General features: G+C 32.9%; 27 protein-coding genes, 1 other RNA gene and 1 other annotated feature. Of the genes, 3 read left to right on the top strand and 25 right to left on the bottom strand.

From position 1 onward, the window contains the following. Window positions 1-23 precede the first annotated feature (23 nt). A complete protein-coding gene (locus FC80_RS03625; protein WP_057828787.1) occupies window positions 24-1,259 on the bottom strand; it encodes an MFS transporter in 1,236 nt (411 codons plus the stop codon). A 314-nt stretch (window positions 1,260-1,573) separates the two neighbouring features. On the opposite strand from FC80_RS03625, the gene FC80_RS03620 reads away from it, so the two are divergent. Further along, window positions 1,574-2,452 (top strand): LysR family transcriptional regulator, encoded by an 879-nt coding sequence (locus tag FC80_RS03620; protein ID WP_057828786.1) that lies wholly within the window; start codon window positions 1,574-1,576, stop codon window positions 2,450-2,452. A gap of 167 nt (window positions 2,453-2,619) precedes the next feature. Here FC80_RS03620 and FC80_RS03615 read toward each other — a convergent pair whose 3' ends face one another. From FC80_RS03615 to FC80_RS03540, 16 genes are all read right to left on the bottom strand, one after another. Further along, entirely contained in the window at window positions 2,620-3,591 is a 972-nt protein-coding gene (locus tag FC80_RS03615; RefSeq protein ID WP_057828785.1) for a Gfo/Idh/MocA family protein, read from the bottom strand. Between the two features lie 82 nt (window positions 3,592-3,673). After that, window positions 3,674-4,750: a histidinol-phosphate transaminase gene (hisC, locus tag FC80_RS03610; RefSeq protein WP_057828784.1), complete on the bottom strand. Its 1,077-nt coding sequence runs from the start codon at window positions 4,748-4,750 to the stop codon at window positions 3,674-3,676. Window positions 4,751-4,760: 10 nt separating this feature from the next. Next, complete coding sequence (hisE, locus tag FC80_RS03605) at window positions 4,761-5,081, bottom strand: phosphoribosyl-ATP diphosphatase (RefSeq protein WP_057828783.1); 321 nt, start codon at window positions 5,079-5,081, stop codon at window positions 4,761-4,763. A 1-nt stretch (window position 5,082) separates the two neighbouring features. Further along, entirely contained in the window at window positions 5,083-5,406 is a 324-nt protein-coding gene (gene hisI / locus FC80_RS03600; protein ID WP_057828782.1) for a phosphoribosyl-AMP cyclohydrolase, read from the bottom strand. Then, window positions 5,403-6,161 carry an imidazole glycerol phosphate synthase subunit HisF gene (gene hisF / locus FC80_RS03595; protein ID WP_057828781.1) on the bottom strand — a complete coding sequence of 253 codons (759 nt, stop codon included), beginning with the start codon at window positions 6,159-6,161 and terminating at the stop codon, window positions 5,403-5,405. The genes hisI and hisF overlap by 4 nt, the downstream gene beginning before the upstream one ends. Then, window positions 6,151-6,876: a 1-(5-phosphoribosyl)-5-[(5-phosphoribosylamino)methylideneamino]imidazole-4-carboxamide isomerase gene (hisA, locus tag FC80_RS03590; protein WP_057828780.1), complete on the bottom strand. Its 726-nt coding sequence runs from the start codon at window positions 6,874-6,876 to the stop codon at window positions 6,151-6,153. The genes hisF and hisA overlap by 11 nt, the downstream gene beginning before the upstream one ends. Beyond that, window positions 6,873-7,487 carry an imidazole glycerol phosphate synthase subunit HisH gene (gene hisH / locus FC80_RS03585; protein WP_057828779.1) on the bottom strand — a complete coding sequence of 205 codons (615 nt, stop codon included), beginning with the start codon at window positions 7,485-7,487 and terminating at the stop codon, window positions 6,873-6,875. The genes hisA and hisH overlap by 4 nt, the downstream gene beginning before the upstream one ends. Further along, window positions 7,488-8,072, bottom strand: a complete 585-nt coding sequence (gene hisB / locus FC80_RS03580; protein ID WP_057828778.1) for an imidazoleglycerol-phosphate dehydratase HisB — start codon at window positions 8,070-8,072, stop codon at window positions 7,488-7,490. Between the two features lie 12 nt (window positions 8,073-8,084). Beyond that, a complete protein-coding gene (gene hisD / locus FC80_RS03575; protein WP_057828777.1) occupies window positions 8,085-9,362 on the bottom strand; it encodes a histidinol dehydrogenase in 1,278 nt (425 codons plus the stop codon). A gap of 15 nt (window positions 9,363-9,377) precedes the next feature. Further along, window positions 9,378-10,010 carry an ATP phosphoribosyltransferase gene (hisG, locus tag FC80_RS03570; RefSeq protein WP_057828776.1) on the bottom strand — a complete coding sequence of 211 codons (633 nt, stop codon included), beginning with the start codon at window positions 10,008-10,010 and terminating at the stop codon, window positions 9,378-9,380. Continuing rightward, window positions 9,985-11,154, bottom strand: a complete 1,170-nt coding sequence (locus FC80_RS03565) for an ATP phosphoribosyltransferase regulatory subunit (protein WP_057828775.1) — start codon at window positions 11,152-11,154, stop codon at window positions 9,985-9,987. The genes hisG and FC80_RS03565 overlap by 26 nt, the downstream gene beginning before the upstream one ends. Window positions 11,155-11,214: 60 nt before the next feature. Further along, window positions 11,215-11,454 (bottom strand) — a binding site (T-box leader). 51 nt (window positions 11,455-11,505) lie between these two features. Further along, window positions 11,506-12,351, bottom strand: coding sequence for a histidinol-phosphatase HisJ (hisJ, locus tag FC80_RS03560; RefSeq protein WP_057828774.1), 846 nt, complete (start codon window positions 12,349-12,351; stop codon window positions 11,506-11,508). A gap of 14 nt (window positions 12,352-12,365) precedes the next feature. Continuing rightward, window positions 12,366-13,298: an alpha/beta hydrolase gene (locus tag FC80_RS03555; protein WP_057828773.1), complete on the bottom strand. Its 933-nt coding sequence runs from the start codon at window positions 13,296-13,298 to the stop codon at window positions 12,366-12,368. A gap of 196 nt (window positions 13,299-13,494) precedes the next feature. After that, window positions 13,495-14,844: a glucose-6-phosphate isomerase gene (locus FC80_RS03550; protein ID WP_057828772.1), complete on the bottom strand. Its 1,350-nt coding sequence runs from the start codon at window positions 14,842-14,844 to the stop codon at window positions 13,495-13,497. 225 nt (window positions 14,845-15,069) lie between these two features. Then, complete coding sequence (locus tag FC80_RS03545; RefSeq protein WP_187327430.1) at window positions 15,070-15,933, bottom strand: GRP family sugar transporter; 864 nt, start codon at window positions 15,931-15,933, stop codon at window positions 15,070-15,072. Between the two features lie 79 nt (window positions 15,934-16,012). Beyond that, window positions 16,013-17,200, bottom strand: coding sequence for a class I SAM-dependent methyltransferase (locus FC80_RS03540; RefSeq protein WP_057828770.1), 1,188 nt, complete (start codon window positions 17,198-17,200; stop codon window positions 16,013-16,015). Between the two features lie 214 nt (window positions 17,201-17,414). Between FC80_RS03540 and FC80_RS03535 the strand changes: the two genes are divergently transcribed. Continuing rightward, a complete protein-coding gene (locus FC80_RS03535; RefSeq protein ID WP_057828769.1) occupies window positions 17,415-19,586 on the top strand; it encodes an LTA synthase family protein in 2,172 nt (723 codons plus the stop codon). A gap of 97 nt (window positions 19,587-19,683) precedes the next feature. Here the strand turns inward: FC80_RS03535 and FC80_RS03530 are convergent, their stop codons facing one another. From FC80_RS03530 to trhA, 8 genes are all read right to left on the bottom strand, one after another. Beyond that, window positions 19,684-21,135 carry a sensor histidine kinase gene (locus FC80_RS03530; protein WP_057828768.1) on the bottom strand — a complete coding sequence of 484 codons (1,452 nt, stop codon included), beginning with the start codon at window positions 21,133-21,135 and terminating at the stop codon, window positions 19,684-19,686. Next, window positions 21,135-21,857: a response regulator transcription factor gene (locus FC80_RS03525; RefSeq protein WP_057828819.1), complete on the bottom strand. Its 723-nt coding sequence runs from the start codon at window positions 21,855-21,857 to the stop codon at window positions 21,135-21,137. The genes FC80_RS03530 and FC80_RS03525 overlap by 1 nt, the downstream gene beginning before the upstream one ends. Window positions 21,858-22,046: 189 nt before the next feature. Next, window positions 22,047-22,414: a transfer-messenger RNA gene (gene ssrA / locus FC80_RS09365) on the bottom strand. 42 nt (window positions 22,415-22,456) lie between these two features. Further along, a complete protein-coding gene (locus FC80_RS03520) occupies window positions 22,457-23,806 on the bottom strand; it encodes a L,D-transpeptidase (RefSeq protein WP_235807232.1) in 1,350 nt (449 codons plus the stop codon). A 142-nt stretch (window positions 23,807-23,948) separates the two neighbouring features. Continuing rightward, window positions 23,949-24,077, bottom strand: a complete 129-nt coding sequence (locus tag FC80_RS09705; protein WP_268872126.1) for a hypothetical protein — start codon at window positions 24,075-24,077, stop codon at window positions 23,949-23,951. A gap of 68 nt (window positions 24,078-24,145) precedes the next feature. Next, window positions 24,146-24,823 carry an NAD(P)H-dependent oxidoreductase gene (locus FC80_RS03515; RefSeq protein ID WP_057828766.1) on the bottom strand — a complete coding sequence of 226 codons (678 nt, stop codon included), beginning with the start codon at window positions 24,821-24,823 and terminating at the stop codon, window positions 24,146-24,148. A gap of 16 nt (window positions 24,824-24,839) precedes the next feature. Next, complete coding sequence (locus FC80_RS03510) at window positions 24,840-25,538, bottom strand: ribonuclease H family protein (RefSeq protein ID WP_057828765.1); 699 nt, start codon at window positions 25,536-25,538, stop codon at window positions 24,840-24,842. Window positions 25,539-25,632: 94 nt separating this feature from the next. Further along, on the bottom strand, window positions 25,633-26,265 hold the full coding sequence (trhA, locus tag FC80_RS03505) for a PAQR family membrane homeostasis protein TrhA (RefSeq protein ID WP_057828764.1): 633 nt from the start codon (window positions 26,263-26,265) through the stop codon (window positions 25,633-25,635). Window positions 26,266-26,414: 149 nt separating this feature from the next. Between trhA and FC80_RS03500 the strand changes: the two genes are divergently transcribed. Continuing rightward, on the top strand, window positions 26,415-26,918 hold the full coding sequence (locus FC80_RS03500) for a DUF1836 domain-containing protein (RefSeq protein ID WP_057828763.1): 504 nt from the start codon (window positions 26,415-26,417) through the stop codon (window positions 26,916-26,918). Window positions 26,919-26,989: the final 71 nt, after the last annotated feature.

Genomic DNA, 26,989 nt, shown 5'->3' with positions numbered 1-26,989 from the left:
TTCCTGAAATGAGATTTTTGAATCTATTCTATTTCATTATCTTCAAATGCTTCTAATTTTCTTTCAATAATTTCTCGCTTTAAAGCAGCTGCAGGCTTGTAAAATTTCATGTAAATCACCAAACAAATCACTGGTAATACAGAAGCTACTAGGTACATTTGTTGGAAGTCAACAATGTTCCTTACAATTCCTAAAATATAGGGACCAACTCCTAATCCAAGATCCAATCCAATAAAGTAAGTTGACAAAGCCACCCCAATTCGACTGCTATCATTCTTTACCAACTTTAAAGAAACAGCTTGTCCATTTGACATAAAGGTCCCATACCCTAATCCAACTAAAGCACCTGCAAACAACAATTCCACGCTACTAGTTGTAAATGCTAACATAATCAATCCTAAGGTTAAAAATACATAGCTCGGTAGCATCACTGAATTTTCACCGTATCTGTCAAAAATTTTTCCTGCCATAGGTCTAGTAACAGTAATAACTAGCGCATACACAACAAAGAAAAATGAGCCCGCACTACTAAGGTGTAATACTTTGTCATATGATGAAAGAAATGATAAAACACTTGAATAAGAAAGTCCCATAATGAATCCTATAGTTGCAATAAGGGCAACTCTTTTCTCAACAAAAGTATTTAATTTCCAACTTTTTGCGATTTTAACTTCTTCATCAGATAATTCCACGTTTTCAACTCTAAGGAAAAATGAACCCACTGTACTTAATGCGATTAAAATAACTGAAATCATGATAATTACATAGAAATTGGTGTAGTTAAGCAATAGCATCCCGACAAATGGCCCAATTGCTGCTGCTAAACTTGTACTTAATCCATAATAATTAATTCCTTCACCTCGGCGACTAAATGGAATATATTCTGTAACGATTGTATTAGTAGCAGAAGAGGCTGCACCATAACAAAATCCATTCAATAAACGGACAAGAAATAAGAAAGAAAGTGAAGGCATATAAAAATATGCAGCAGTAGTCAATAAATAGAAAATTATACTAATTCTCAATACTTTTTTTCGACCAAAGACTTCGAGTTTTTTCCCAATATATAATCTTGCTAATAATGTCCCAATAACATAAATTCCTGCTGCTAATCCGGCTTGACTCAATGATGCATTCAGTTTACTTTGTGCAATTACAGCGATAATTACCATTAGCAGATAATAGACCAGATATATTACAAAGTTTATTATCGTTGTGCCAATAAAACCTTTATTAAATAATTTTTCATTTTCTTCCATTTTCTTCTCCCGACTTTGTATGTCAAATAAAATTTATTTATTGTTGTGAATTTATGCACTTAACTATTGATTTACTCACTTTCTGAGTATAAGCTTGAGATATCAAGGTAGTACACCAATCTACTGAGGGTAGATTTAAAAAAGCAAGCAGATTTACTAGTTAAATAATTTAGATTCTACAACATATAAATAACAGCACTACTCATGTGCAATTAAGACTATATAACTTCAAACATTATATAGTCAAAGTATATAAAACAGATAACTAAAAGTTATATAGGTTTTAAAATGCCTATTATTTAAGGGGTTTTCACATGCATATAAATGATTTGAAATATTTTAACCAACTTTGTATTAAAAAAAGTTTTTCAAAAGTTGCAAAATATTATGATATTAGCCAACCAGCTGTTAGTAACTCACTAAAACGTTTGGAACGGCATTTTGACACTACACTTTTAATCCGTGGAAATTCACAAAAGGAATTATTAATTACATCTGCAGGTGAACAACTCAACAAACACATTGAAAGTATTATCAATGAACTCCAATCTGCAGAACGTGAAATTGTAAGAATGAATCGTAAATCGATGATGTTGGGGTTATCTCCCATAATTGGAAATATTTATTTTACTAAAATCGCTAAGCAAATCAAAGAGTCCTCTTTAACTCGTGATATCATTACCTATGAGGCAGGATCAAATGATTTAGAAAAAGCTCTAATTACAGGAAAACTTGATATTGCTTTAATCGGTTCCATTCAAAAGGATCAAAATGATCTTCTAACTTTCCTAAATTTTGCAGAGAGCAAATTCTGTGTTTTTATTTCTAAAGACAATCCACTTTCCTCGAGAACTGGTATTTATTTTTCGGAATTAAAAGATCAAGCTTTTGTTATGTTCAATTCTAGCTTTGTCCATACACAAGCATTAAAGGCTTTTGCCAAAAATGCTCATTTTTTGCCAAAGGTTTTGTTCACTTCTATCGATGTAAATTTTTTAATGAATATGGTCTCTGAAAATATAGGGGTTACTATTTTAGCTGACATTGTTAAGCCAAATAGACCGGATATTGTCAAAATACCTATTTTAGATGACAAGCAACCCCATTTTTATGCAAGCATCGCTTACCGCTCTAATCATCTTTTGACAGAATCTCAATCCAGTCTTCTTGAAATAATTAAGACAAAACTTTAATTTGTAGAAAAAAGAAACTAGGTCGCAAGCTATCTTGCAACCTAGTTTCTTTGACTCTATACTTTTCCTGTTAATAGATTGCAAAAATGGTAATCTATTGACAGATTTTGACATGGCTCCTATTTTTTATAAATATTTTACATCAAATTTTCGTGATAATGGCATCACTAATTAAGTGGATCACCATACCACTTTTGATACATTGACTCAATTATCGTCATCGTATGCATTGTTAGGTCTGGAGTAACTATTGAACTCTTAACTTCATTATTTGTTAACGATGTGTTAATATGATTAATTTCACACATTAGCTCATTTTTTGAATTATTCGCTATAATTTTTCGTTCTTCGCCATTTTTTTTCAAATAAGCAATACTTGATTCCCAATAGTTAGGAATCTCAACTTCCCCTTTGGTTCCATAAATTACTATCTTGGTTTCTAAGTTAAAATCAGTCGCTATCGTAATATTAGCTAAAACGTCATCCACTTTAAGTGTTAAGTTACATCTTGTATCTGCTTTTCCTACTTCATTAAACTCAAAACCATTCCATTCAGTAACTGCTTTACCAGTCAAATATTGGATAAGCCCTATTGGGGTTGTTCCACCATTAATAAAGGCACCTCCACCTGCAGACAACTTTGTAAACCATTCTTTCTTATCAGTAGTATCGTAATTTTCTTGAATATTAATAAAGTTAATTTTTCCAATTACACCATCACTAATAAGTTCTTTTATTTTTTCTAAAATTGGTAAAAAGAGAGCACTTTGTGATTCCATAATAAACAAATTTTTCTTTTGTGCTAGTAAAAAGAGTTCCCTAGCGCCGACTTTATGTCTCGTAAATGGTTTTTCCAATAAAACATTTTTTCCAGCCTCTAATGCTAATTTAGCACTCTCATAATGATCTTCATTTTTTATAGCCAAGTAGACTATGTCGATTGTAGAATCAATAAATAAATCTGCCAATTTTTCATAAGTATTTGCTACTCCATACGTTTTTGCAAATTGTTTTGCTTTTTCGAAATCATATCCGAAATTCGCAACTACCTCACTATTTTTGTTTTCCCCCAATGCCTCAACAAATTTAACTGCTAATCTACTAGTTCCAACGACTCCATAACGAATCTTTTCTGCCATTTCTATTCACCTCATCATCTATAATAATTGCTTTTTTTCCATTGTATCAGAGTTGGCGAAAGTTTCGTAACCATATTGAAATTTATTTTAAATTGTATTCTGAAATTATTTTTCTAAGAACAAGTCCATCAGAAACTGTCCCTATCGTTATTCGCAACCAGTTGTTTAATAGCCCACGTCTAATTTGGTATCCATTTTTTAATAACTCATCGGCAAGTTCATTAGCATTTGGATAATAAAAAAATATAAAATTTGCTTGACTGTTATAATATTTAATTTTATTTTTACTGAAAAAATTTTCCCAGTTTTTTCGTTCCAATTCTGTTTTATTAACTGATTCAGTCACAAATTTTTGATCTGCTAATGCTGCACAGGCTGCAACTTGTGCAAGTGAATTTAAATTATATGGTAAACGAACAGATTGCATATAATTAGCAAGTTTCTCATTCATTGCAGCATAACCAACTCGATAATTTGCAATCCCATAAACTTTTGAAAACGTCCTTAAAACCATTAGATTAGGATAATTTTCTAATTCTGCAATAAAGCTTCCTTCATCATCTTTCGTAACATAATCTATATATGCCTCATCTAATAAAATCAAAACATTTGCTGGAATTTTGTCAAAGAAATGCTTTAAAGTCGTTCTATCTTCATATGTTCCAGTTGGATTGTTAGGATTACACACCCAAATTAATTTGGTTTTATCTGTTAACTGCGATAAAAACTCAGCAAAGTTATAATTTCCAGTTTCTGGAATACAAGGAATTTCAATGACCTTAGCTCCCTCAATTGATGCATGCAACGCATATTCCGAAAATGTTGGTTTACTTAAAAGTACTTCATCATCTTTTTCCAAAAATATGCGCGAAATCATTGTAATTATTTCATCGAGTCCAACCCCAAAAACAAGTTTTTCAGGAGCAACTCCTATATATTGAGCAACACTTTGTCGTAAGTTACTTGCATAGCCATCTGGATAACGATTTTCTTCACTAAAACTCCAATTCAAAATAGCCTGCTTAACTTTTGGAGATGTGCCGAACGGATTTTCATTAGCCGATAATCGAATTAGTTTTTTCAATCCCAAGCGACTTTTAACATTTTCAATCGGCTCTTCAGGAACATAATTCTCAATTTTTTTGATTTGTGATTTCATAATTTTCTCCTTATAAATCCTGAATTTCAGGACGATCTTGAGCCTTACTCATCAAACCTTCTCTTTTAGCTAATTCAATCTTTATTTCTTCAAAAGGCACACCTTGTTCAACAAGTAACACCATCAAGTGATATAGCAAATCGGCTGTCTCATAAACAAGTTCACTTTTGTCAGGATTTTTAGAAGCAACAATTACTTCGGTTGTTTCTTCTCCAACTTTTTTTAGAATCTTATCGAGACCCTTTTTGAATAAATAGTCTGTATATGATCCCTCCTTTGGAGTATCTTTTCTTTGTAGTACTAATTGATATAGCTCTTCTAAATTTTGCATTTTACTTATTCCCTCCAAAATCAATCTCATCAAAAAAACATGTTCTCATACCAGTGTGACATGCTGGACCAGCGGGTATCACAGAAAGCAGAAGTGTATCTTGGTCACAATCTAAAAATATTCTTTTCACTGTTTGCACATTTCCGCTAGTTTCACCTTTATGCCACAGTTTCTTCCGAGATCTTGACCAGAACCATGTTTCACCTGTTGCAAGTGTTTTTTTATAACTTTCTTCATTCATCCAAGCTACCATTAAAACATCTTTTGTTTGATTATCAACAACTACACTTGTAATTAATCCCTTAGTAAAATTCGGTTCACTCATCGTACATTCACCTCGAACTTCTTTAATTCCTCTTTTAAATTTGGTATTGTAATCTCTCCATAATGAAAAACTGATGCAGCTAATGCACCATCAACATTGCATTTTCTAAAAACATCAACAAAATCTTCCATTTTACCTGCACCACCTGAAGCAATGACTGGAACATCTATTTCTGGCGCTATTTTCTGATATAATTCAATATCGAAGCCAGACTTCGTCCCATCTTGATCCATACTTGTAACCAATAGTTCACCCGCACCAAGTTCAACAACCTTCTTAGCCCAAGTAATTGCATCTATTCCCGTGCTTATTTTTCCACCATGAGTATAAACTTCAAAGAACTTTTTTTCATGATTGCGTTTAACATCAATTGCCACCACAATACACTGATTACCAAACTTCTTTGCTCCTTCAGTGATCAAAGAGGGGCTTGCAATAGCCGCAGAATTTAATGATATTTTATCTGCTCCTGCACGTAATAAATTCTGCATTTCTGCAACAGATTTTATACCTCCTCCAACAGTCAGCGGCATAAAAACTTTTCTTGAGACTTTTTCAACAACATCTATCATCGTTGACCTCGCCTGATTTGTTGCAGTAATATCAAGGAAAACGAGTTCATCTGCTCCTTGTTTTTCATATTCTGCAGCAATTGCTGCCGGCTCACCAACATCAACTAAATCTAAAAAATTAACGCCTTTTTTTACTCGCCCATTATCAACATCCAAACAAGGTATAATTCGTTTAGCCAGCATCTTTATTCACCTGCGCAATCTGTTCCAATGTTAATTGTCCTTCAAATAATGCCTTACCAACAACCATATCAACTAATTCCACATCAATCAGGGTACAAACATCTTCAAGATTGCGAATCCCACCTGATGCAATTATATTGCAATCCGGAAACTCGCTCTTTAATTTACTCAATAATTCGATATTAGGGCCTTCCATCGTTCCATCACGTTGAACATCAGTTACAATGAAATTTCTTGCGCCAGCATTTTTCATTCTTTCAATTAAAGAAGTCATTTTTGTATCTGAGGTATCAAGCCAACCATTGACTGCAACCTTCCCGTCTGTCCCATCTACGCCTATCACAATCTTTTCTGCACCAAATTTTTTTATTGCATCAATTACAAATTCAGGATCAAACAAAGCAGCTGAGCCAATAATTACTCGATTTATTCCCAAATCTAAATAATCTGCTACACGTTTTATATTTCTTATTCCACCGCCAATTTCAATTTGCCCGGTAAAAACTTTTCTAATTTCAGTAATCGTTTCTTTATTTTGTGGAATTCCTTTCACTGCTCCATCTAAATCAACTAAATGTAAATAACCAATTCCTGCTTCTTGATACTTTTTTGCCTGCAATGCAGGTGTTTCTTCAATTAGCGTTTCTTTCGTAAAATCACCTTTATAAAGCCGCACACTTTTCCCGGATTTCAAATCAATTGCAGGATATATCATTGTCTAACCACCTTTTTAGCAAATGTTTCTAAGATATCCAATCCTATTTTTCCACTTTTTTCTGGATGAAACTGTGTTCCAAAAACACTTCCATTTTGTACCATTGCCGGAACTTCAACCCCATAATCAACAGCTGAAATTAGATATTTTTTGTCGCAACTTGCATAGAATGAATGCACAAAATATGAATATTGTCCCTCAATAAAATCAAATTTAGTTCCTTGTATTTTCAATCGGTTTTTATTCCATCCCATTTGGGGAACTTTCAAACCACCTTTTTCAGGAATAGCTATAATATTCCCAGGTATAAGTCCTAACCCATTATGTTCGCCATATTCACTAGACTTCTCAAAAAGTAATTGCATACCCAGACAAATTCCTAGTAATGGAATTTTTTTTACCAATACAGCTTCTTTAATTACATCAACTAATTGTTTTTTTTCTAAAGTCGCCATTGCAGGGCCAAATGCACCCACACCAGGTAAGATCAATCCTGAACTTTCTAAAATTTCAGTAGGATTATCTGTCAACTTAATTTTTACTCCAAGGTAATCAAATGCTTTAATAACGTTAAAAGTATTTCCTGCATCATAATCAATCACTGCTAGCATCTAAATCACCCCTTTGGTTGAATTGACTCCTACAATTTCTGGATTAATTGTAACTGCTTCTCTCATTGCTCTTCCAAATGCTTTAAACAAACTTTCAATTTTATGATGAGTATTTCTGCCGTATAAAATTTCAGCATGTAAATTCATTTCAGTACTAAAAGCAACTGCTTGGAAAAAATCTTCTACTATTTCAGTCTCAAAATCGCCCAACCTTGGATTTTCAAGTTCAGCCTTAAAAACCAAGTACGAGCGACCACTTAAGTCCACACAAACTCGCCCAAGGGTTTCATCCATTGGAACAAAAGACGTTCCATAACGTTCAATTTTTTCTTTCGTACCTAATGCTTCTTTAAAACATTGTCCCAACACAATTCCCGTATCTTCGACAGTATGATGTGGGTCAACATTTAAGTCGCCATTTGAAACTATCTCCAAGCCAAAGCGTCCATGTTTAGCAAAAAGTGTCAACATATGATCAAAAAAGCCAACCCCTGTAGCTATTTTGATACCTGATTGTTCGTCAAGGTTTAGTTTTACTGTTATTTTTGTTTCTGCCGTGTTTCTTGTAATTTGAGCATCTCTCATTTTTTCTCCTCCTTAATTATTAAATCGTACTTCAATTGCTCGAGCATGCGCCTCAAGCCCTTCTTCTCGTGCTAAACTTGTAATTGCATTCATATCATTATTAAGTGCTTCCTTTGAAAAATTAATAAAAGAAGTTTTCTTAATAAAATCATAGACACCAAGTGGAGATGAAAACTTTGCCGTTCCTCCTGTTGGTAGCACATGATTTGGTCCAGCAACATAATCACCAAGTGGTTCGCTTGCATACCTTCCAAGAAAAACTGAACCAGCATTTCTAATCAGACTTAAATATTTCATTGCATCTTCTAATTGCACTTCTAAATGTTCTGGAGCAACAACATTCATTAATTCAAACATTTCTGGAATTGATTTCATTATTGCAATGAATCCACGTTCATTAATAGACTGAGTTGCTATACTTTTGCGGGGCAAATCTTCTAATTGCTTTGTTACTTCATCACTGACTTTTTGTGCAATCTGTTCATCATCTGTGATAAGTATTGCACGCGCACGTACATCATGTTCTGCCTGTGACAATAAATCGGCAGCTAACTCTTTTGCATTGGCATTTTTATCTGCCAGAATTCCAATTTCAGATGGGCCAGCAACCATATCAATTGCAACTTTTCCAAATACCTGTTTTTTGGCAGTTGCAACATAGATATTACCTGGTCCAACAATTTTATTTACAGCAGGGATACTTTCTGTCCCATACGCTAGAGCTGCAATTGCTTGTGCACCACCCACTTGATAGATTGCGTCCACACCGGCTATTTTTGCGGCAGCTAATACAGCTTGATTCACTCCGCCTTTTTGTGGAGGTGTCACCATAATCACTTGATCAACACCAGCTATTTTTGCTGGTAACGCGGTCATTAAAATTGTGGACGGATATGCTGCTGTTCCGCCTGGAACATAGATTCCAACCTTTTCAAGAGGTGTTACCTTTTGTCCTCTGATTATTCCTGGCGTCTTTGTATCTATAAAGCCTTGTTCTTTTTCAAATTCATGATAACTAACAATATTTTTTTTTGCTAAAAAAAGAGCTTCCTTGATTTTAGGATCTAAGTTTCTAAATGCTTCATTTATTTCCGCGCTAGAAATTTCAAAATTTTCAATATCTAAATTATCAAACTTCTTCTCATATTCTTTAAGAGCCTCATCTTTACGTACTTTTACAGCATCGATAATTTCAGCAACTCTTCTTTCAACTTCTAAATCAGTTGTTTGTTCTGTTAAATTTGCAACTACTTTTTTCATTTCTGCTAAAGAATCTCGATATATTTTCATTTTTTTCACTCCCGCTTAGTTATTAGCCTTAATTACCTGTTCTAATCTATCCACTAAAGAATAAATTTCTCGTGCATTTTGTTTTAAGGACATTCGATTAACAACAAATCTAGTTGAAACTTTGTCTAAATAATCATAAATATAAAGATTATTTTCTCTTAAAGTTGTACCTGTTTCTGTAATATCAACAATCGCATCAGCAAGTCCAATTAATGGCGCAAGTTCGACCGAGCCTTCAATCTTGATGACCTCCACATCTTGTCCAAGAGATTCAAAATATTTTTGAGTGATTAATGGATATTTAGTCCCGATAACCCGGCGACCTTCTTTATTAATGTCAAAGTCTTCAGTTGATGCTAAAACAAATTGACATTTACCAATTTCTAAATCAAGTAATTCATACTGATTATTGCGATGCTCAGTCAAAATATCACTTCCAACGATCCCAATGTCCACAACTCCTGAATTAAGATAGGTTGTTACATCAGGGCCTTTTGCCAAAATAAACTCATATTTTTCATCAGATGTATTAACAATTAGTTTTCTCTTTTTATTTTTTAATGGCTCACAGTCCACACCCGCTGCAGATAGCAAAGCAATAACCGGTTCCTCAATTCTTCCCTTAGTCAAAGCTATCTTCAATGACATTTTGTAGTTGGCCTCCTTTATCAATTACATACAATTCAACATTTTTTCTTTTTGCGACTAAAAGTGCATCCTCTAATTTATTTTCCATTGATAGTTCAAGATCATGTTTCTTTAAAATTTGATTGACCATTCCCAATTGATGCGGATAATAATATAGTAAATTTTTCTTATCTTGTTCAATATTTATATCTGAAAAATCAGCCAGTATTTCTAGATCTATGCCCATTCCAACTGCTGGTTCAGCTTGCTCTTGAAAATTTTCAAGTAACTGATTGTACCTACCTCCGCTAAAAACATAATCAGAAATGCTCTCAATAAAACCTTTAAAAGTAATTCCTGTGTAATAACTTTGAGGAGGTGCGACACTCAAATCAAGCAATACTTTTTGATTGGGCAATTGTTCTAACCAAGAAGTAATCTGGGTTAACTGATTGATAATTTGTTGAGCTTTAATTGGTAATTCAAATTCTGAAATTTTTCGTAATACCCATGATATGTTTCCAAATAATCTAGGCCATTTTTTTAAAAATTCATAAACTTTTTGGTCTTTAAAAGCATCAATATATGCTAGATATTTAGGCATATTTTTTCTAAATAATTCATTTTTTATTTTTTCTTTTAATTTACTGTCTTGAGTCAATTCATCAAGGATTGCATCAGCAAATTGTGCATGTCCTAATTCTATTTGTGCTTTTCCTTCCAAAAATTCGGTACTAATTTGATTTATCATTAACATACACTCTAACTCAGCTCTGATTGAAGGATATCCTACAATTTCAATTCCAGCTTGTGTCATTTGATTATATTTACCAGACAAGGCTTTTGAAATTTTGAACCGCTCCCCCACATAATAAAATTTTTGTGGTAGCTTGACATTATTTGTTGCCAGAAATCTTGCTAACGGTAATGTAAGATCTGGTCTCAATATCAAACTTTCATCATTACTATCAAGTAATTGATAAGTCCCCATTTGTTTGAGGTCAAACTCTGAAAAAACCTCCTTGTGTTCTAATAACGGTGTACTCACTTTCATAAAATTGTTTACAAGTAATTTCTTTTCAATTTCAGCTTTAATATAATATTTCTTCTTTTCCCGCTCCCCAAAGCTATCTCTTGTTCCCAGTGGTAGATTGACTTTATACATTTTTCATAACTCCCTTCTTACTTAAAATAAAAAAAGTCCTCTTAGCCTAATGTAATTGGCTAAGAGGACGATTATCGCGGTTCCACCTCAATTCGTTAATACTTCACAGTATCAACCTCATGCTGAATTAATAATTCAGCAGCGTTAACGAGCTTATCCGAGTAAACTTACTAATCTAACAACAGACTTTCAATTCATTGATTCATAGGTGTGTTTCAACAATTACTTCGATTCCCTTTCCAGCACCGGAAACTCTCTTAACGATAGGTAATTGCCTACTCTTCTAATCACAATCTTTTTTTATTAAAATTTTATTAGTTTGATTAATTTTAAAGTAGCATACACTGGAAATCAATTTCTGTCAAGCTTTTCGATAAAATCCAACATGTGGTAGCCTCGACCAACTTCATTTATCGCATGTGCATCTGAACCAAAAACAAAGGGGACTTCTTTTTTTAAAGCCAGCCGTATAATCTGACTTCCCGGATATACTTCATTACAATATGGTTTATAAAGCCCTGCAGTATTAAAATCAAGCTCACCTTTTTTTATTTTCAAATTATTTAAAATCGTAGAAATTAAATCAAGATTCTCGTCATTAAACGTATTTGGTAAATCAAAAAAGTCTTGATACTTTTTAATCAAGTTCATATGTCCAATTCTCTGAGGTGCAAACTTCCCAAAATCAGTTGCTACTGCCTGGTAAATTAATTTAAAATAACGATAATATAAATTTTGCGGATCTTGCAAATATTCTGAAAAGCCATCAGCAAATTCATCTGTATCGTAATCGACACACCAAAATCCATCTTTAGCACCTTTCATAAAATGAACAGATAAAATGCTTTCTTCAATTTTAGGACCATACTCATCTAAAAAATGCCTAATTTCATTCTCAAATCCAGGAAGATAATCCACTTCAAATCCAATTTTGATATTAATAACTCCACTATATTTTTCTTTCAGCTTCTCACATAATACAAAATATTCATCTAATTGTGACCAACTGAGTGCTGCTGTTTGCAAACCTTCAGCTCTACCCTTAAAACTTCTAGTAAAAGACCTAGGTAACGGTGCATGTTCAGTAATACAATAATCAGTAAAACCTAATTCAATAGCTCTTTCAATCATTTTTTCTGTTGAGTCACCAGAACCATGTGGACACAATTCTGTATGAGTATGGCCATCCTTTTTCATCTATGTTCACCTCATTACACATAGTATTTAGCTAAGTAATTTTCAATATGCTCTTTATATTTTTCTGGGTTTATCCAATAACTTTCTGCATGACTTGCACCTTCAACAATCCATAATTCCTTTGGTGCAGTAGTTGCTCTATAATTTTCTAAGGCCATATAACTCGGAACGTAATCATCTTTTTCACCATGTATGAAAAAAATTGGTAACTTGTTCTTTTTTAATTGTTCAACCGAGGAAACATCATCTAAGTAATATCCTAACCGTCTGCGGTTAATCGTACTTACCAACGGATAAAAGGGGTAGCGAGGCAAATGAAATTGACGCTTTAACAAGTATGTTAATTCTTCATAAATACTTGAATATCCACAATCAGCGATTAAACATTTTATTTGTGATGGTAGTCTCTCACCACTCAACATCTCTACTGTCGCTGCCCCCATGCTTACCCCAAATAAAACTATCTTTGCATCATTTCCAATACGGTCAATAATTTTATCAATCCATTTTAAATAATCTAGCCTATCTAGCCAACCAAAACTAATATACTTACCCGCACTTTCGCCATGTCCACGATCATCTGGTAATAAAATATTATATCCCATGTCATAAAACATTTTCGCATAGTTTGCCATTGTTTCTCCATTTCCCTTATATCCATGGGAAATTATAACAACTTTTTTTGAATCCGTGTTAGCAGCAATAAAGTACGCTGACATTGTTTCATCTTCTCCGTCAATCGAAAAAGTCCAATGTTCCTTAGAAATATTTTTAAACCAATTCACATAATTCCAATAACTCTTTGCATATTTTTGTTTATCTGCTGATGTTTCAGGAACATAATCAACTCGCTTAAAGGCAAACTTAAAAAGATACTCACTTGCAAGAATTGCACTTGCGGTTCCTATACCTAACATAGAACTTATCCAAAACTTTCCTCTTTTCATCTCTTTACCTCCATGACTCTAAACTTTACAAAATTAATTATTGTCTTAATTGGAAAAAAGAACAAGTAAAAAATTTTGCATACAAAAAGCCCTCATATCGAGAGTAGCTAAGATTCATCAAAAGTAACCTATCTTAAAGACAAACTTTCAATGTTTAACACTACACAAAAGGGCTTTTTTAATTCATTCTATTTTTTTACTTCAAGCGATTATTTAATTCTTTACTTAAATCTTCATAACCAGGGCGATTCAATAAAGCGAACATATTCTTTTTATATGCCTCAACACCTGGTTGATTAAATGGATTAATACCATTCAAATATCCAGAAATCGCAACTGCAATTTCAAAGAAATAAATCGTGTACCCTAAAGTATATGCACTACGATCTGGAATATTAACTATCATATTAGGAACATTCCCATCAGTATGAGCCAACACTACTCCTTGAAAGGCCTTAGTATTAACAAAATCCATTGACTTTCCTTCAAGATAACCTAAACCATCCAAATTTTCTTCTTCTTTAGGAATCTCAATATCATGATTAGGTTGTGCAACCTTGATAACTGTTTCCATCAGGTTACGACGTCCTTCTTGGATATATTGACCTAGGGAATGCAAATCCGTCGAGAAATTCGCTGATGAAGGGTATATTCCCTTTTCATCCTTTCCTTCAGATTCTCCCATCAGCTGTTTCCACCATTCAGAAAAATATTGCAAGGATGGTTCATAATTTTCAAGAATTTCGGTTGTATATCCTTTGCGATATAAAATGTTACGCAAAGCTGCATATTGGTATGCTTCATTTTTTGATAAATCAGCATCTTGATATTCAACACGAGCATCTTCTGCGCCCTTCATCAAAGCATCAACATCAGCACCCGATGCCGCAATTGGTAACAATCCAACAGGTGTTAATACTGAAAAACGTCCACCAACGTCATCTGGAATAACAAAGGTTTCATATCCTTCTGCATCCGCCTCAGTCTTTAAAGCACCTTTTGCCCTATCTGTTGTGGCATAAATCCGTTCTTTTGCAGCTTCTTTCCCATATTTTTCAATTAATTTTTCCTTAAAAACACGGAAAGCAATTGATGGTTCTGTTGTTGTACCAGATTTAGAAATAACATTAACCGAAAAATCATGATCCGCAACTAGTTCAAGTAAGTCATGAACATATGATGAACTGATTGAATTTCCAGCAAAAAAGATTTGTGGTGCATTTCTTTTTTCAGCAGAAAGTAAATTAAAGAAGCTGTGATGAATAAACTCAATTGCAGCACGTGCCCCCAAATAAGAACCACCAATTCCAATCACTATCAAAATTTCAGAGTCCGACTGAATTTTCTTTGCAGCAGCCTTTATTCTTGTAAATTCTTCCTTATCAAAATCAGCTGGGAGGTTTAAAAATCCTCTAAAATCATTTCCCGCACCAGTTCCTTCTCTTAACTCTTTATCTACAGCTGAAACAAGCGCTTGCATTTCTCCTAATTCGTTTTCATGTACAAATTTTTTTAAATTAGTTCCATCAAATGAAATGTGTGCCATCTTGCATATCTCCTTCTATTTTAAATTTATTCCATCCACATTATACAATATTATTTACAGTTTGTGCGTGTTTTTTACGAAAAACAATCGAATATACTTAAATTTACTTAAAATTTACTTATACCAACTTATATACTCACTACTAGTTTAATACTTAATAACTATTTTTTCTAAAAAAAGACTTCTTCATTCCGAAGAAGCCTTTTTATCAATCAGATATTGTTTTTAAATATTTGATAACAAAATTCCACCACAAATTATCAACACTGAACCAATAGTTATAAAAATTAATTCCTTCTTCGTTTTTCTTTCTCCTAGTAACAGAATGCTACCGAAAGTTGAAATAATAATTCCCATTTGTGAAAATGAATAACTTATCGCAAGTCCAACCATTGGGATAGCCAAAAACATAAAGAAGTTCCCTGTCCCCCATACAAGTCCAGTAATTACATTTTTATAGGTTTCTTTTTGTAACGCGTCTTTACCAAATGCAAAGAAACTAGCTCCAACAACCATTCCCAATGCTTGAGGTAAGACCATAGATTTGGTATCTACCCCTGTCCACTTAATGACAACTGCGTAACCAACATATCCTAAAGTAGACAACGCTAGAGCTCTAATTCCTATTGCCCAATTATCTGACCTATCTTTCTTAGAACCTTTATTATCTTTAAGTGAGGTTAGTGTTGCACCTACAATCAAAATAAACAACGCTAACGTCCCCAATGAAATCTGATGTGAGCTTGTCCATTCTCTGAATAATACAACACCTGCTAACGCATTAAAAACAAGTTGGAGTCCAGTTGAAAGTGGCACTGTATTCGAAATTCCTATAGCTTTCATCGAGTGAAACTGTTGGTTTTGACCTAAGCTCCAAAAAAGCCCTGAAACAAATCCCACAATCCATACTTCCCAAGTTGTGTTCAAAACAATATGATGCCAAAAAACAATCGTCGTTAGTATGCTAAAAAGTAAGGCTCCCCATGTCATTCCCAAAGTTTGTTGGTTTGCACTTCCACCTAGTTTTCCGCTCACTAACCCAATACTTCCCCACGCTATGGCAGGTATAAGAGCAATTAACATAAAAATAAAACCTCATTTCTCTTTTTCTCTTTGCGGCACAATATTATATCAGTTTTCCTCTACAAATTACAAGTATATTAAAAACTTATTTTCGTCCTTTTGAAACATCCAAAACGACTGCTTTAAATCCACTATTCTTAGTAAAAGCCTTATTTACCGTAAAATCATTATTGGCACGATAAGTATCCACAACTTCATAGTGAAAATCAGCATCGACAAAAGCATCTGCAATAATTTGTTTAAATTTTTTCATTGACATACTAGCTGAACTAGCAGTCAAAATCAGAGTCCCACCATCTTTTATATCCTGTAAACTTGCTTTAATTAATTCAAAATAATCTTTGCTTAAAGAAAATGAACCTTTTTTTCCACGCACAAAAATCGGTGGGTCTACAACTATAAGATCAAACAAAATATGATGTTTTTTTGCATAATCAAGATAGCTCATGATATCCATAGCTCGAATCTCTTGTTTTGTGGAATCTATATTATTTACTTCAAAATTATTAACCGTTTTTTCAACATTTTTTGTACTTAAGTCAACACTAACTGTCTTAAATGCCCCACCAACCTTGGCTGCGACCGAGACTGCACCGTTCTTACTAAAACAACTCAAAACAATTTTCTGAAGCGCGTATTTATTTTTGATTGCTTCAAGCAGTCCTTGTTCCTCCAAATTAAAGTCAAAATCCCCATCATTAAGGTGAACTATAAATTTAATTTCATTTTGAGAAACCTCCAAAGTTTCTGGAGCTTTTTCACCTTGAACATATCGTCTTTTTAGACCTTCATTTTGCACATTGAATTGTAATTTCTCGTATACTCCCTTTGCATCATTAATTGCAATTGCAAATGCCTCATAAATCGTTTCTCGATGATAATAAAGTCCTTGATTTTCAAAGGTAAACACATAAAAGCCATCAAAGTAATCAACATTTAAACCGCCTAAGCCATCACCAGTCCCATTAAAAAAGCGAAAGACATTGGTCTTATCATCATAATAAAAGCTTGTACGTTTAACCTGCGCCATAGTAAATAATTTTCGATAAAATTCTCCATCAATCCTTTGTTGCTCATCTAACGAAAGAATCCATCCATCTGAATTTCTTTGCTTAGCAATATAAGCATATGCGATAAAGTTTTTATCAACTACTAACCTAATCAAAGAACCATCTTCTTCATGTACTTTCTTTACAAAATCTCTTGTACTCAGAAGAGGAAAGCCATCCTTATATTTTCTTGCTGCATCTTTTGTAATTTCAATTGTTTTCAAATAAAAATCTCCTATATTAATGTATTCATCATTAATAATAACAGAGTTTATCGAAAAAAACTCTAATTACTTTAATTTTTAGTAGTTAATCATCTCAAGATGTTATTAGTTACTAAATATTTTATAATAATTGCAATCTTAAATTGACTTGATTTCAAATTTTGTTTTACAATGAACTATCAATGAACTTCTCGGAAAGGACGGTTCTATTGCCGTGTACTTATCAAAAATAAAAAAGAGCTTAGCTACTCGTTTTGGCTTTTTTCTCTTACTAGTTTTTCTTTTTTGGCTAAAGACGATTGCTGTTTATTTAATTGACTTTCGATTAGGTGTTAGCGGATTTTACCAGTATGCAGTTCTCCTAATTAATCCAATAGCCACAACTATTTTGCTCTTTAGTACCGCATTATATGTAAAAAGAACTACTCCGGCCTATCTTTTACTTTTTTTAGTATATATTGCAAACACAGCTTTGCTTCTCTTTAATGTTATCTATTATCGTGAATTTACAGATTTTATGACAATTAATGTTATTTTTGGATACTCTTCTGTTTCAGAAGGATTAACCACTAGCTCTTTTGCACTATTAAAACCCCAAGATTTAATTATGATTATAGACATCGTCATCATCTTACTCGGATTTGCAACCCGCATTATCAAATTTGATTCACATCCAATCCCAACAAAGCAGGCTGCAGCAGTTACGTCCTTTGCTCTATTTTTTTTAATCTTCAATATTACTCTTGGTGAAATCGGAAGACCACAATTGTTAACTAGGACTTTTGATCGTAACTACCTCGTTAAATATTTGGGCATAGACACATTTACTTTGTATGATGGCTTAAAAACTGCAAAGAACAACCAAGTCAGAAGTGAAGCAACTAGTTCTGATTTAAATACCATTCTACAGTTCACCAAAAAGCATTATGCAAAAGCAAATTCTAGCATGTTTGGCATAGCAAAAGGACGTAATGTAATTGTAATCCACTTAGAAAGTTTTGAACAATTTCTAATTAACTATAAACTAAATGGTAAAGAGGTTACTCCTTTCTTAAATAGCTTATATAACAGTAAATCTACTTATAGCTTCTCCAATTTTTTCAATCAAGTTGGCCAAGGTAAAACCTCTGATGCAGAGAATATGCTTGAAACCAGCACATACGGGCTCCCACAAGGCTCTCTTTTTTCATCACTCGGAACAGACAATACATTTGAAGGTGCACCAGCGATTTTAAGTCAGAGATCTGGGTACTCCAGTGCCGTCTTTCATGGAAATAAAGGATCGTTTTGGAACCGTAATAACGTCTACAAAAACTTAGGCTATCAAAACTTTTTCGATGCTAGTTATTTCAATACGAACGCAAATAATCTTACCGAATATGGCTTAAAAGACAAACTCTTATTTCATGATTCTGTTAAATACTTAGAAAGGCTTCAACAGCCTTTTTATGCAAAATTTATTACTGTTTCAAATCATTTTCCCTATGATTTAGATAAGCAAAATACAAGTTTCAAAGCAGCTAATACTGGTGATTCTTCTGTTGATAATTATTTTGTTACTGCTCATTATCTTGATCAAGCTGTCAAAGAATTTTTTGATTATTTAAAGAATAGTGGCCTTTATAATAACTCAATGATTATAATATACGGTGATCATTATGGCATTTCTAATTCGCGTAATCTTAAATTAGCGTCATTGCTTGGTAAATCATCTTCAACTTGGAATGATTTCGACAATCTCCAAATGCAACGTGTTCCTTTTATGATTCATATTCCCGGGATTCAAAATGGGGGGATTCAAAAACAGTATGGTGGTGAAATCGATGTATTGCCAACATTATTACACCTCTTAGGAATTAGTTCTAAACGTTATATTCAATTTGGAACAGATTTATTTTCAAGTAATCACGATCAAGTTGTTGCATTTAGAAATGAGAATTTTACAACTCCAAAATACTCAGTAATCAATGGTGTCATCTATGATAATAGTACTGGCATACAAATAACTCATCCTTCTTCAAGTTTAGCAGCAAAAATTAAGAAGGATTCTGAAAAAGTCAATACAGAGCTTTCTCTTTCAGATACGCTTAATAATAAAAACCTTTTACGTTTTTATGTTCCAAAAGGATTTACACCTGTCAATCCGAAAGACTATAATTATAAAGATAGCTTTGGCCAAATTTCAAAAATCCAAAAACTTCTAGGCAACAAGTCTACAAGCCTATGGAGTAAAAATGGTAATAAATCAACTATTTCTGACTATGTTTCAGATGCTCCAGAACTAAAAACAACCGACAATAACTCAAAAGATGTATCAAGTGCGATAGAGTCAACTAAAAATTCATCCTCTATTGATACAAGTTCAGATTCTTCCACATCTAAATAATTTACTCACTAAAAAAATGGAGAGTTTGAGTTTTTTCCTCAGACTCTCCATTTTTATACTTCAAACTTGATTTAACAACGTAAAATTATTGCGCTAATCATCTTTCATCAGGAAATATTAACGTAAATGTTGTTCCGACACCAAGTTTGCTAATCACTTCAACTTTTCCCTTATTCATTTCCATTAATTGTTGCACAATAGCCAAACCTAGTCCCGATTCTCCATACTTTGTATTCTTACGAGATGGATCTGCTTTATAGTATCTTTCCCAAATATTTTTCAATTGCTCATCTGACATTCCTATACCATTATCAGACACTCTAAAAATACTACATCTATGGCCTCTTTCAGCTGAAATTGTGATTATTCCATTTTCTGTAAATTGAATTGCATTTTGCGTAATATTGAAAACTATTTGTACAAATCTATCATAATCAGCATAAACATCCAATTTTTCTGGTCCATTAACTTCAATACTATCCCCAGATTCGCTTGCTTTTTTACGTAACTGTTCTTGCACATTTCGTAGCACATTCATTCCATTAAAGTTAGATAACCTTAAGCTAATTTGACCACTTCTGATTTTTTCATAATCCAAATTTTCATTGACCAGTCTAATTAATCGCTTAGTTTCATTACGCATTAATTCAATACTTTTCCCCTTATCTTCTTCTGGAATCGCGTCATACGCTAATCCTTCTAAAAGTCCATTAATAGTTGTTAACGGAGTTCTCATTTCATGGGCAGCATCCGCCATAAACTGTCTTCTTCTTTGTTCTTGTACTTTTATTTCTTCATTTGATTTCTTTAGGGAAACCGTCATTTTGTTAAAATCATTTGCTAAGTCATCCAATTCATCTCGTTTATTATCAATAACTTTAACATCAAAGTTACCATTAGCAACTGCTCTGGTAGCTTTCCTTAGCTTACTAATTCTTTTAGTCACATAATGAGCTAAAAAGTAACTAATTATTATACCCAAAAAAGCGGAAAGCAATAACACATACAGGAGATTCTTTTGGATTTTTGTGAATGATTCTTGTATGCTTGACACTTTCGCTCCAACAGAAATAACCGCCACCAATTTACCTGAACTATCAAAACAAGGCGCAAGAATATCTGTCATTCTTTGTTGGTTTTGTACATTCTGTCGATCTCCACCTCTCCAACCTAGATCACTTTTTCTTCTTAAGATTTCTCCATTTTTCAACTTTGTCCAATCCTTGGCAGAGATAACAGATTGATATCCTTGTTCTGGATACAATACATTAGTTCGACTCGTATAAATCGTAAAATGAACTTGCTGGTTACTTAACAACACTTCACTAGTTCTTAACTTATCAACATCTAGTGTAAAAACTTGCTTCCCATTTTCATTTTGAATCATCATAGACTGCGTCTTAAGACTATACGCATATCCCTCTAATTGCTCCCACGTATTTTCGTAAATCATTTCTCTTGTAACATGAAAAAAAGAAAAACCTAAAATCAGCAAAAGAGTCATTATTAGTATAAAAAAAGCAAGCATTTGCTGATAAATTAATTTCATTAATCTCTCACCTCAAGGTCATCAAATTTATATCCTACCCCCCAAACTGTCTGTATTACTTGTGGCCCAACCTTTTCAATTTTTTGTCTTAATTTTTTTATATGTGCATCAACGGTTCTTTCATCTCCATAAAACTCATAATGCCATACTAGTTGTAACAATTGGTCTCTTGAAAAAACTTGTCTGGGTTTTTGTGACAATGTTTTTAAAAGATCAAATTCTTTCGGCGTAAGATCCTTAATCATATTGCCATAAAGATATGCTTCTCTTGTACTCGTACTTAATTTAAAATGATCTGTTACAACATCAAAAAAATCATCACTTTCTTGTTCAACGGAGCTACTATTATTAACCAAGACTGCTCTTCGATGAAGGGCTTTTATCCTAGCAATCAACGTAATTGGGCTAAATGGTTTGACAACATAATCATCTGCTCCCATTTCAAGTCCCAAAACTTGATCACTTTCAGAATCACGAGCAGTTAAAATTATAATTGGTACTGTTGTTGAAATTGCACGAATTTCATTATTCACTTGGATTCCATCCATTCCAGGTAAATTTAAATCAAGTGTTATCATGTCCCAATTATTGGGGCTTTCTTTAAATTTTGAGAGAGCCTCCAGCCCATCATATGCATATTCAACATGCCAACTTTCCTTTTTAAAAAACATTGACATCATTTCAGAAACAGATTTATTGTCTTCAATCATTAATATTCTCAAATCATCCACTCATCCTTTTTTATTTTCTTCTTATCATATTCCCCAAAAATTGAAATTTTGACTACCTATCACGTTATCCTAAACTAAAAATGTTGCATTTGTTTGAACATTTTGAAAAGAAAAAAGCAAGCTATGTTTTCTATAACAAAAAAGTCGTCGAATTTCTTTAACAATTCAACGACTCTAAAAAAATGGAGATGGCGGGGATCGAACCCGCGTCCAAGCATATCGCCACTTAAACATCTACGTTCATAGTCGTATCATTTAAATTTCATCATTAATCGCGCCATACGACTTGGCTAACATTAATGACTAATCTGATTAATCTCTTCTGTCAACTTCAGATGGGAGTCTTCAGCGTAAGTCCACTTAATTTAAGACCTGCTACCAATACATGGACGATATTGGGCAGATCTACACTAAAGCGCGCTTAGGCAGCTAAAGCGTAAGAATTGTTATTATTTTTTGCAGTTATATTTAACTGAGCGTCTTTACGTCACGCAACTACGAAACGCAGTCTAAGCTCGACCTATACCTGTCGAATCCAAAACATCCCCGTAGTTAAATTTTATCATACATTAAGCAATAACTAAAGCATATTAGTAAACGACTACTGCTTCCTTTTGAGAAAGGCTGTCATATACACTTTTCATATTTTGACTCGGTGTATTTGCACAACCACCAGAACCATTCGTTAAATATGCCGTACTTGACCAATCTGTTCTCCAACTTGCATCATGAAATCCACAACCGCTACTTGTAAACTGTGCCCAATAATTTACCTTTACCGAATAGTTAGCATTGCCTACTTCACTACCTTGTAAAGTGGCTGGACTTTGTTTATACATAACATACCAAACACCTTTTGGAGTATCTTCATTGGTACTATGTTTTCCAGTTACTATATTTGTTGTATAAACTTCTTTTCCATCTATATAAAACCAAGCTCTTTGATCTTCTATTGATACTTCAGCATATGTTGTTCCAATCCCATCATTTGCTATATCATTATATCCTGTACCATATGTTAAGTATCCCACACCATAAATATCAGAAGCTGCATTAATTTCTTTTTTTCCCTCAATAAATGCAGAACTTATCGTTTCATATGAATCACTTCCCTTTAATGCCCATCCATAAGTACCACCAGGAACACTAACCGTATTTCCTGCATGTGTTTTAAAAGTTATTCCCTTTTGAAGCGTAGCTTGCTTGCTATTAATAGCATTTACCACGCTTAATATTCCAGCTTGCGCAATTTGGTAATTTCCATTCAGATATGTTGCTTGGCTGATTACTTGGGTACCTGTTAACCTATAATCCGTTTGTTGAACTTTATAAACAACTATTCTTTTTGATAATTCTTCTAACTTCGCTCTTTGTTTTTGCACTGTACTACTTAAGCTCGTTAATGGTTTAACTATGACCCTTTTAATTCTTGTTTCTGATTTGTTTTTTTGTTTAAGGTACTGCGAAATCATCTTAGAAATGTTATATTGTTTTCCTTTTTGGGGAGCAGTATAACTAATTTCGCCATATTTTAACACAGCATGTGTATCCACTGCTGGAACCAAGCTAACATTCTTGACTTCTAACATTCTCTTTAATTTAGGCTCAATAACTTTTTCTCTATAATCGCTAACTTTCGACGGTGTTATTTGATAAGTGTAAATCTTCTTTTTTGGAAAAAAAGTCCATTGTTTTTTCATTAAACTTTGAATATTTTTTAAATCCTTTTGTGTAAAACCTGAGCTAGTTTCCTTGCCTTTCAAAAAAACTTTTCCAGCAACATACACGTTATTATCGACTTTTTTAGCCTTCAACTTTGTCAAAGTAGCCCTAGCATTTAATCCACCTACTACAACACCATTTATTCTTACATTCTCATTGAAATGCGTGGCTCGATAGTAGCTATAACCACCCATACCCGCTACAATGAATACTAGCATAGCCATTCCAACATACAACACTAACTTATGTTTAATTCTAATCACCCCATGTTTAATTATATATTTTAGAAAATAATATAAAAATCAATAATACAAAATTTTGGACATTTAATATTAACTATATAAGAAGTCTCAAAGACAGTTACTGTAATTCCAATTTTTCACCATTCTTGTTACCATTTTTGCGGACTCCACAAACGTCCATCAAGTTCACTTTCAGCTTGTTCAATTCTTCTTCCTTGCTCTTCACAAATACTAGATAAATATTCAAAAAAAGCCCTCTTCTCATAACTTTTTTCACCATTTGCTAATTCATTTGCTTGATTAGCTAACCACTCACTAATATTGATTGTTTTCAGCCTCCCTAATCAACTTAATTTCATTTTTTAATTCGTCCAATTTTTCTTTTTGCTCTACTACATTATTTAAAATCAATTGTAGCTTGTCATTTTTAGATACTTCTACTAATTTCTTTAAGCGACTAATTACCCACAATTGCCTTTCTTCAAAACTAATAGGTTGATCTAAATCCAAATATTGTAAATAATCAATCATTAATCTTTTCTTTTTTTGTTCATCCAAATATTCAAATTTTTCGATCAAAAAATATGGCATTAGTTTCATTTTAAGCTTATTTGCAAGTGAACCTAAAGGACTTAACAGACTAGATAGTGAATTTTGTTCACTCGCACCTATGCGATAATTTTTTGCTGCTTGACCTATATTGACGACAATTCCAAGTTCTTTTTCAGCTAACCATGTATCATCAGTTTGCTTTATATTTAATCTTAACCATTCAAATAAAATTCCTGGTGCACTATACCATAATAAAGGAAATTGAAAAATAATTCGTTGATTTTCTTTTAGTAAGCTTCGATTTTTTTCAACATTATTTATTGATGCATTATTTAATTCTAGCCATGTGATTCCCTCGTGCTTTATCGCTATTTCTTTCAAGAAAAGCTGTGTACTAGATTCTTTAATTTCTGGATGTGCAACAATCACTAATGTTTTCAAATAAATCTCTCCCTTATTACATTTTATCCATAGTCTTATTTAAAAGTTCATCAACAAATAGATTACCTGAATTATCCAAATGGCCTTTTGTCCAACTGAATTTTATGTGTGGAAATTTCTTAAGTTGCTCAAATACTGCTTGCCACAATTCCTTATTTGCTACTTCTGAACCCGTTGCGGTCTTCCAACCTCTTCTCATCCAACTACCTAGCCAATCTTTTTCAATTGCATCAAGGACATATTTTGAATCCAATATTGCTAATATTGATTTCATATTAAGCTTTTCTTTTTCAAGTTCCTTTAACGCTTCAAATAAAGCCATAATTTCCATTCTATTATTAGTAGCACCATATTCTCCCGCGGATTGTGAAGTTTTTTCTTCATTTTGAACAAATAAAAATGCCCATGCGGCCTTATCATTTTCTTTTACATGTTGGCCCTTTTTATTTCCATTATTACGTGAACCCCCATCAGTCCATAAGTAAATCTCTGCTTTAATCTGACTTTTGGTTTTCTGATTGCTCAGCTTTCTATTTCCAACTTTTGAATAAACACCCGCAGTTGTCTCGTTTAACCAACGTTTTGCCTCTTCCAAATTATCGAATCCCTTAAAACGAGCTTTAGGATAATGCTGTACTTGCTTTTGACACTCACTCCAAGTTTGATAAATACCTTCTTTTCTTCCATTTGCAACTACATAGTAATTAAATGCGATTTTACATCAATCCTCACTTTGAATTATAAGTTTCTTAATAATATTAAATTATAATACAAATTCTAGATTTCAACTAATTTGTTAATGTTTGAAATTACAAAAAAAGGTAAATTGAGAAAAACATTGAAATCGAACCTAACATGACAAAAATATGCCAATAGACATGCACATATCTAACACCCCTAAGACTATAAACTAATGCCCCTAACGTAAACATTATCCCCCCCACAACTAAAAGAATAAATCCTACTTCTCCAAGTGATGAAAATAATTGTTTTCCTCCTGCCAAACATAACCATCCCATCGCTACATAAGTAACTGTTTCAATCCATTGTAATTTGCTATTATGAATAAATAAATGAAATAAAATGCCCAGAATTGACAAACTCCAAATTATACTTAGCATCCAAGTTCCTTGTACTCCCTTAATCGCTAGTAAGCAATAAGGTGTATAAGTACCGGCAATGAGTATAAAAATGCTGCAATGATCCATTGCTTGAAAAACTTTTTTTGCTTTTGTAAAGTATAATGAATGAAAAAGTGTTGATGATGTATATAAAGTAATTAAAGAAAGGCCATATATAAAGAATGAAAGAAAAGCTAGCACATCATACTCTCTAGTGCCTTTTATTAATAATAAAGTAAAGGCAACTATGCTTAAGACAATCCCGATTCCATGAGTGATACTACTCCAAATTTCATTCAACAAACGTTCCTTGTTATCCATTAATTAACACTCCTTCTGTTATATAGTTATGAAGTTAATATAACATAGATTATAAGTCTAGATAACGAAATATACAAATTTATTTTTAGAATCACTTTAACTTGTATGCTATACTTGTATTGTAAATTCAATAGAGAGAGGTCCTCTAAATGCATGATGATTTTGAAAAATGGCTAACTGCTTTTAGTAATAAAAAACTACCCCAATGGAATGAATTTCCTGATTTCGATTTATATATGGATCAGCTTGTTAATCTTGGAAATCGCTACTTAGAAGATTTTATTGAAACAAAAATTACTGCTTCCATGATTAATAGTTATGTAAAAAAGGGCCTAATGGAGCGCCCTAATAAAAAAAAATATACTATTACTAATGTTGCCGAATTAGTTGTTATTAGTCTTTTTAAGTCAATTTATCCACTAGAAATAATTCGTAGTGGCATCAAACAATCCATCAAAAGTAGTTCTATTGCCGATTCTTACGATTACTTTGCGAGTCTTTTTAATCAAACCCTCTCAAACTTTGATTTAAACTCTCTTTCTCAAGTAGATTCATTTGATGGAAATATAATTAGATTAACTGAAAAATTTGCTGTTCATGCCATTATCTATAAAATGATTAGTGAAAAATTAATTGATCTTCAGAAAAAATAAATACCAATTAATTTCATAAAATTTTTTTCTCACTGTTAATTAGTGCTAATAAAAAAACGATTCCTAAGAAT

The organism is Liquorilactobacillus cacaonum DSM 21116, from assembly GCF_001436735.1.
Taxonomy (GTDB): domain Bacteria; phylum Bacillota; class Bacilli; order Lactobacillales; family Lactobacillaceae; genus Liquorilactobacillus; species Liquorilactobacillus cacaonum.
Note: the sequence above shows the minus strand (reverse complement) of the source record. Positions and strands in the feature narration are given on the sequence as shown.

What these genes read in the sequence shown, in the direction of transcription:
- FC80_RS03625 (WP_057828787.1), bottom strand. Translation starts at nt 1,259, where the DNA reads ATGGAAGAAAATGAAAAATTATTTAATAAAGGTTTTATTGGCACAACG.
- FC80_RS03620 (WP_057828786.1), top strand. Translation starts at nt 1,574, where the DNA reads ATGCATATAAATGATTTGAAATATTTTAACCAACTTTGTATTAAAAAA.
- FC80_RS03615 (WP_057828785.1), bottom strand. Translation starts at nt 3,591, where the DNA reads ATGGCAGAAAAGATTCGTTATGGAGTCGTTGGAACTAGTAGATTAGCA.
- hisC (WP_057828784.1), bottom strand. Translation starts at nt 4,750, where the DNA reads ATGAAATCACAAATCAAAAAAATTGAGAATTATGTTCCTGAAGAGCCG.
- hisE (WP_057828783.1), bottom strand. Translation starts at nt 5,081, where the DNA reads ATGCAAAATTTAGAAGAGCTATATCAATTAGTACTACAAAGAAAAGAT.
- hisI (WP_057828782.1), bottom strand. Translation starts at nt 5,406, where the DNA reads ATGAGTGAACCGAATTTTACTAAGGGATTAATTACAAGTGTAGTTGTT.
- hisF (WP_057828781.1), bottom strand. Translation starts at nt 6,161, where the DNA reads ATGCTGGCTAAACGAATTATACCTTGTTTGGATGTTGATAATGGGCGA.
- hisA (WP_057828780.1), bottom strand. Translation starts at nt 6,876, where the DNA reads ATGATATATCCTGCAATTGATTTGAAATCCGGGAAAAGTGTGCGGCTT.
- hisH (WP_057828779.1), bottom strand. Translation starts at nt 7,487, where the DNA reads ATGCTAGCAGTGATTGATTATGATGCAGGAAATACTTTTAACGTTATT.
- hisB (WP_057828778.1), bottom strand. Translation starts at nt 8,072, where the DNA reads ATGAGAGATGCTCAAATTACAAGAAACACGGCAGAAACAAAAATAACA.
- hisD (WP_057828777.1), bottom strand. Translation starts at nt 9,362, where the DNA reads ATGAAAATATATCGAGATTCTTTAGCAGAAATGAAAAAAGTAGTTGCA.
- hisG (WP_057828776.1), bottom strand. Translation starts at nt 10,010, where the DNA reads ATGTCATTGAAGATAGCTTTGACTAAGGGAAGAATTGAGGAACCGGTT.
- FC80_RS03565 (WP_057828775.1), bottom strand. Translation starts at nt 11,154, where the DNA reads ATGTATAAAGTCAATCTACCACTGGGAACAAGAGATAGCTTTGGGGAG.
- hisJ (WP_057828774.1), bottom strand. Translation starts at nt 12,351, where the DNA reads ATGAAAAAGGATGGCCATACTCATACAGAATTGTGTCCACATGGTTCT.
- FC80_RS03555 (WP_057828773.1), bottom strand. Translation starts at nt 13,298, where the DNA reads ATGAAAAGAGGAAAGTTTTGGATAAGTTCTATGTTAGGTATAGGAACC.
- FC80_RS03550 (WP_057828772.1), bottom strand. Translation starts at nt 14,844, where the DNA reads ATGGCACACATTTCATTTGATGGAACTAATTTAAAAAAATTTGTACAT.
- FC80_RS03530 (WP_057828768.1), bottom strand. Translation starts at nt 21,135, where the DNA reads ATGAAATTAATTTATCAGCAAATGCTTGCTTTTTTTATACTAATAATG.
- FC80_RS03520 (WP_235807232.1), bottom strand. Translation starts at nt 23,806, where the DNA reads ATGCTAGTATTCATTGTAGCGGGTATGGGTGGTTATAGCTACTATCGA.
- trhA (WP_057828764.1), bottom strand. Translation starts at nt 26,265, where the DNA reads ATGGATAACAAGGAACGTTTGTTGAATGAAATTTGGAGTAGTATCACT.
- FC80_RS03500 (WP_057828763.1), top strand. Translation starts at nt 26,415, where the DNA reads ATGCATGATGATTTTGAAAAATGGCTAACTGCTTTTAGTAATAAAAAA.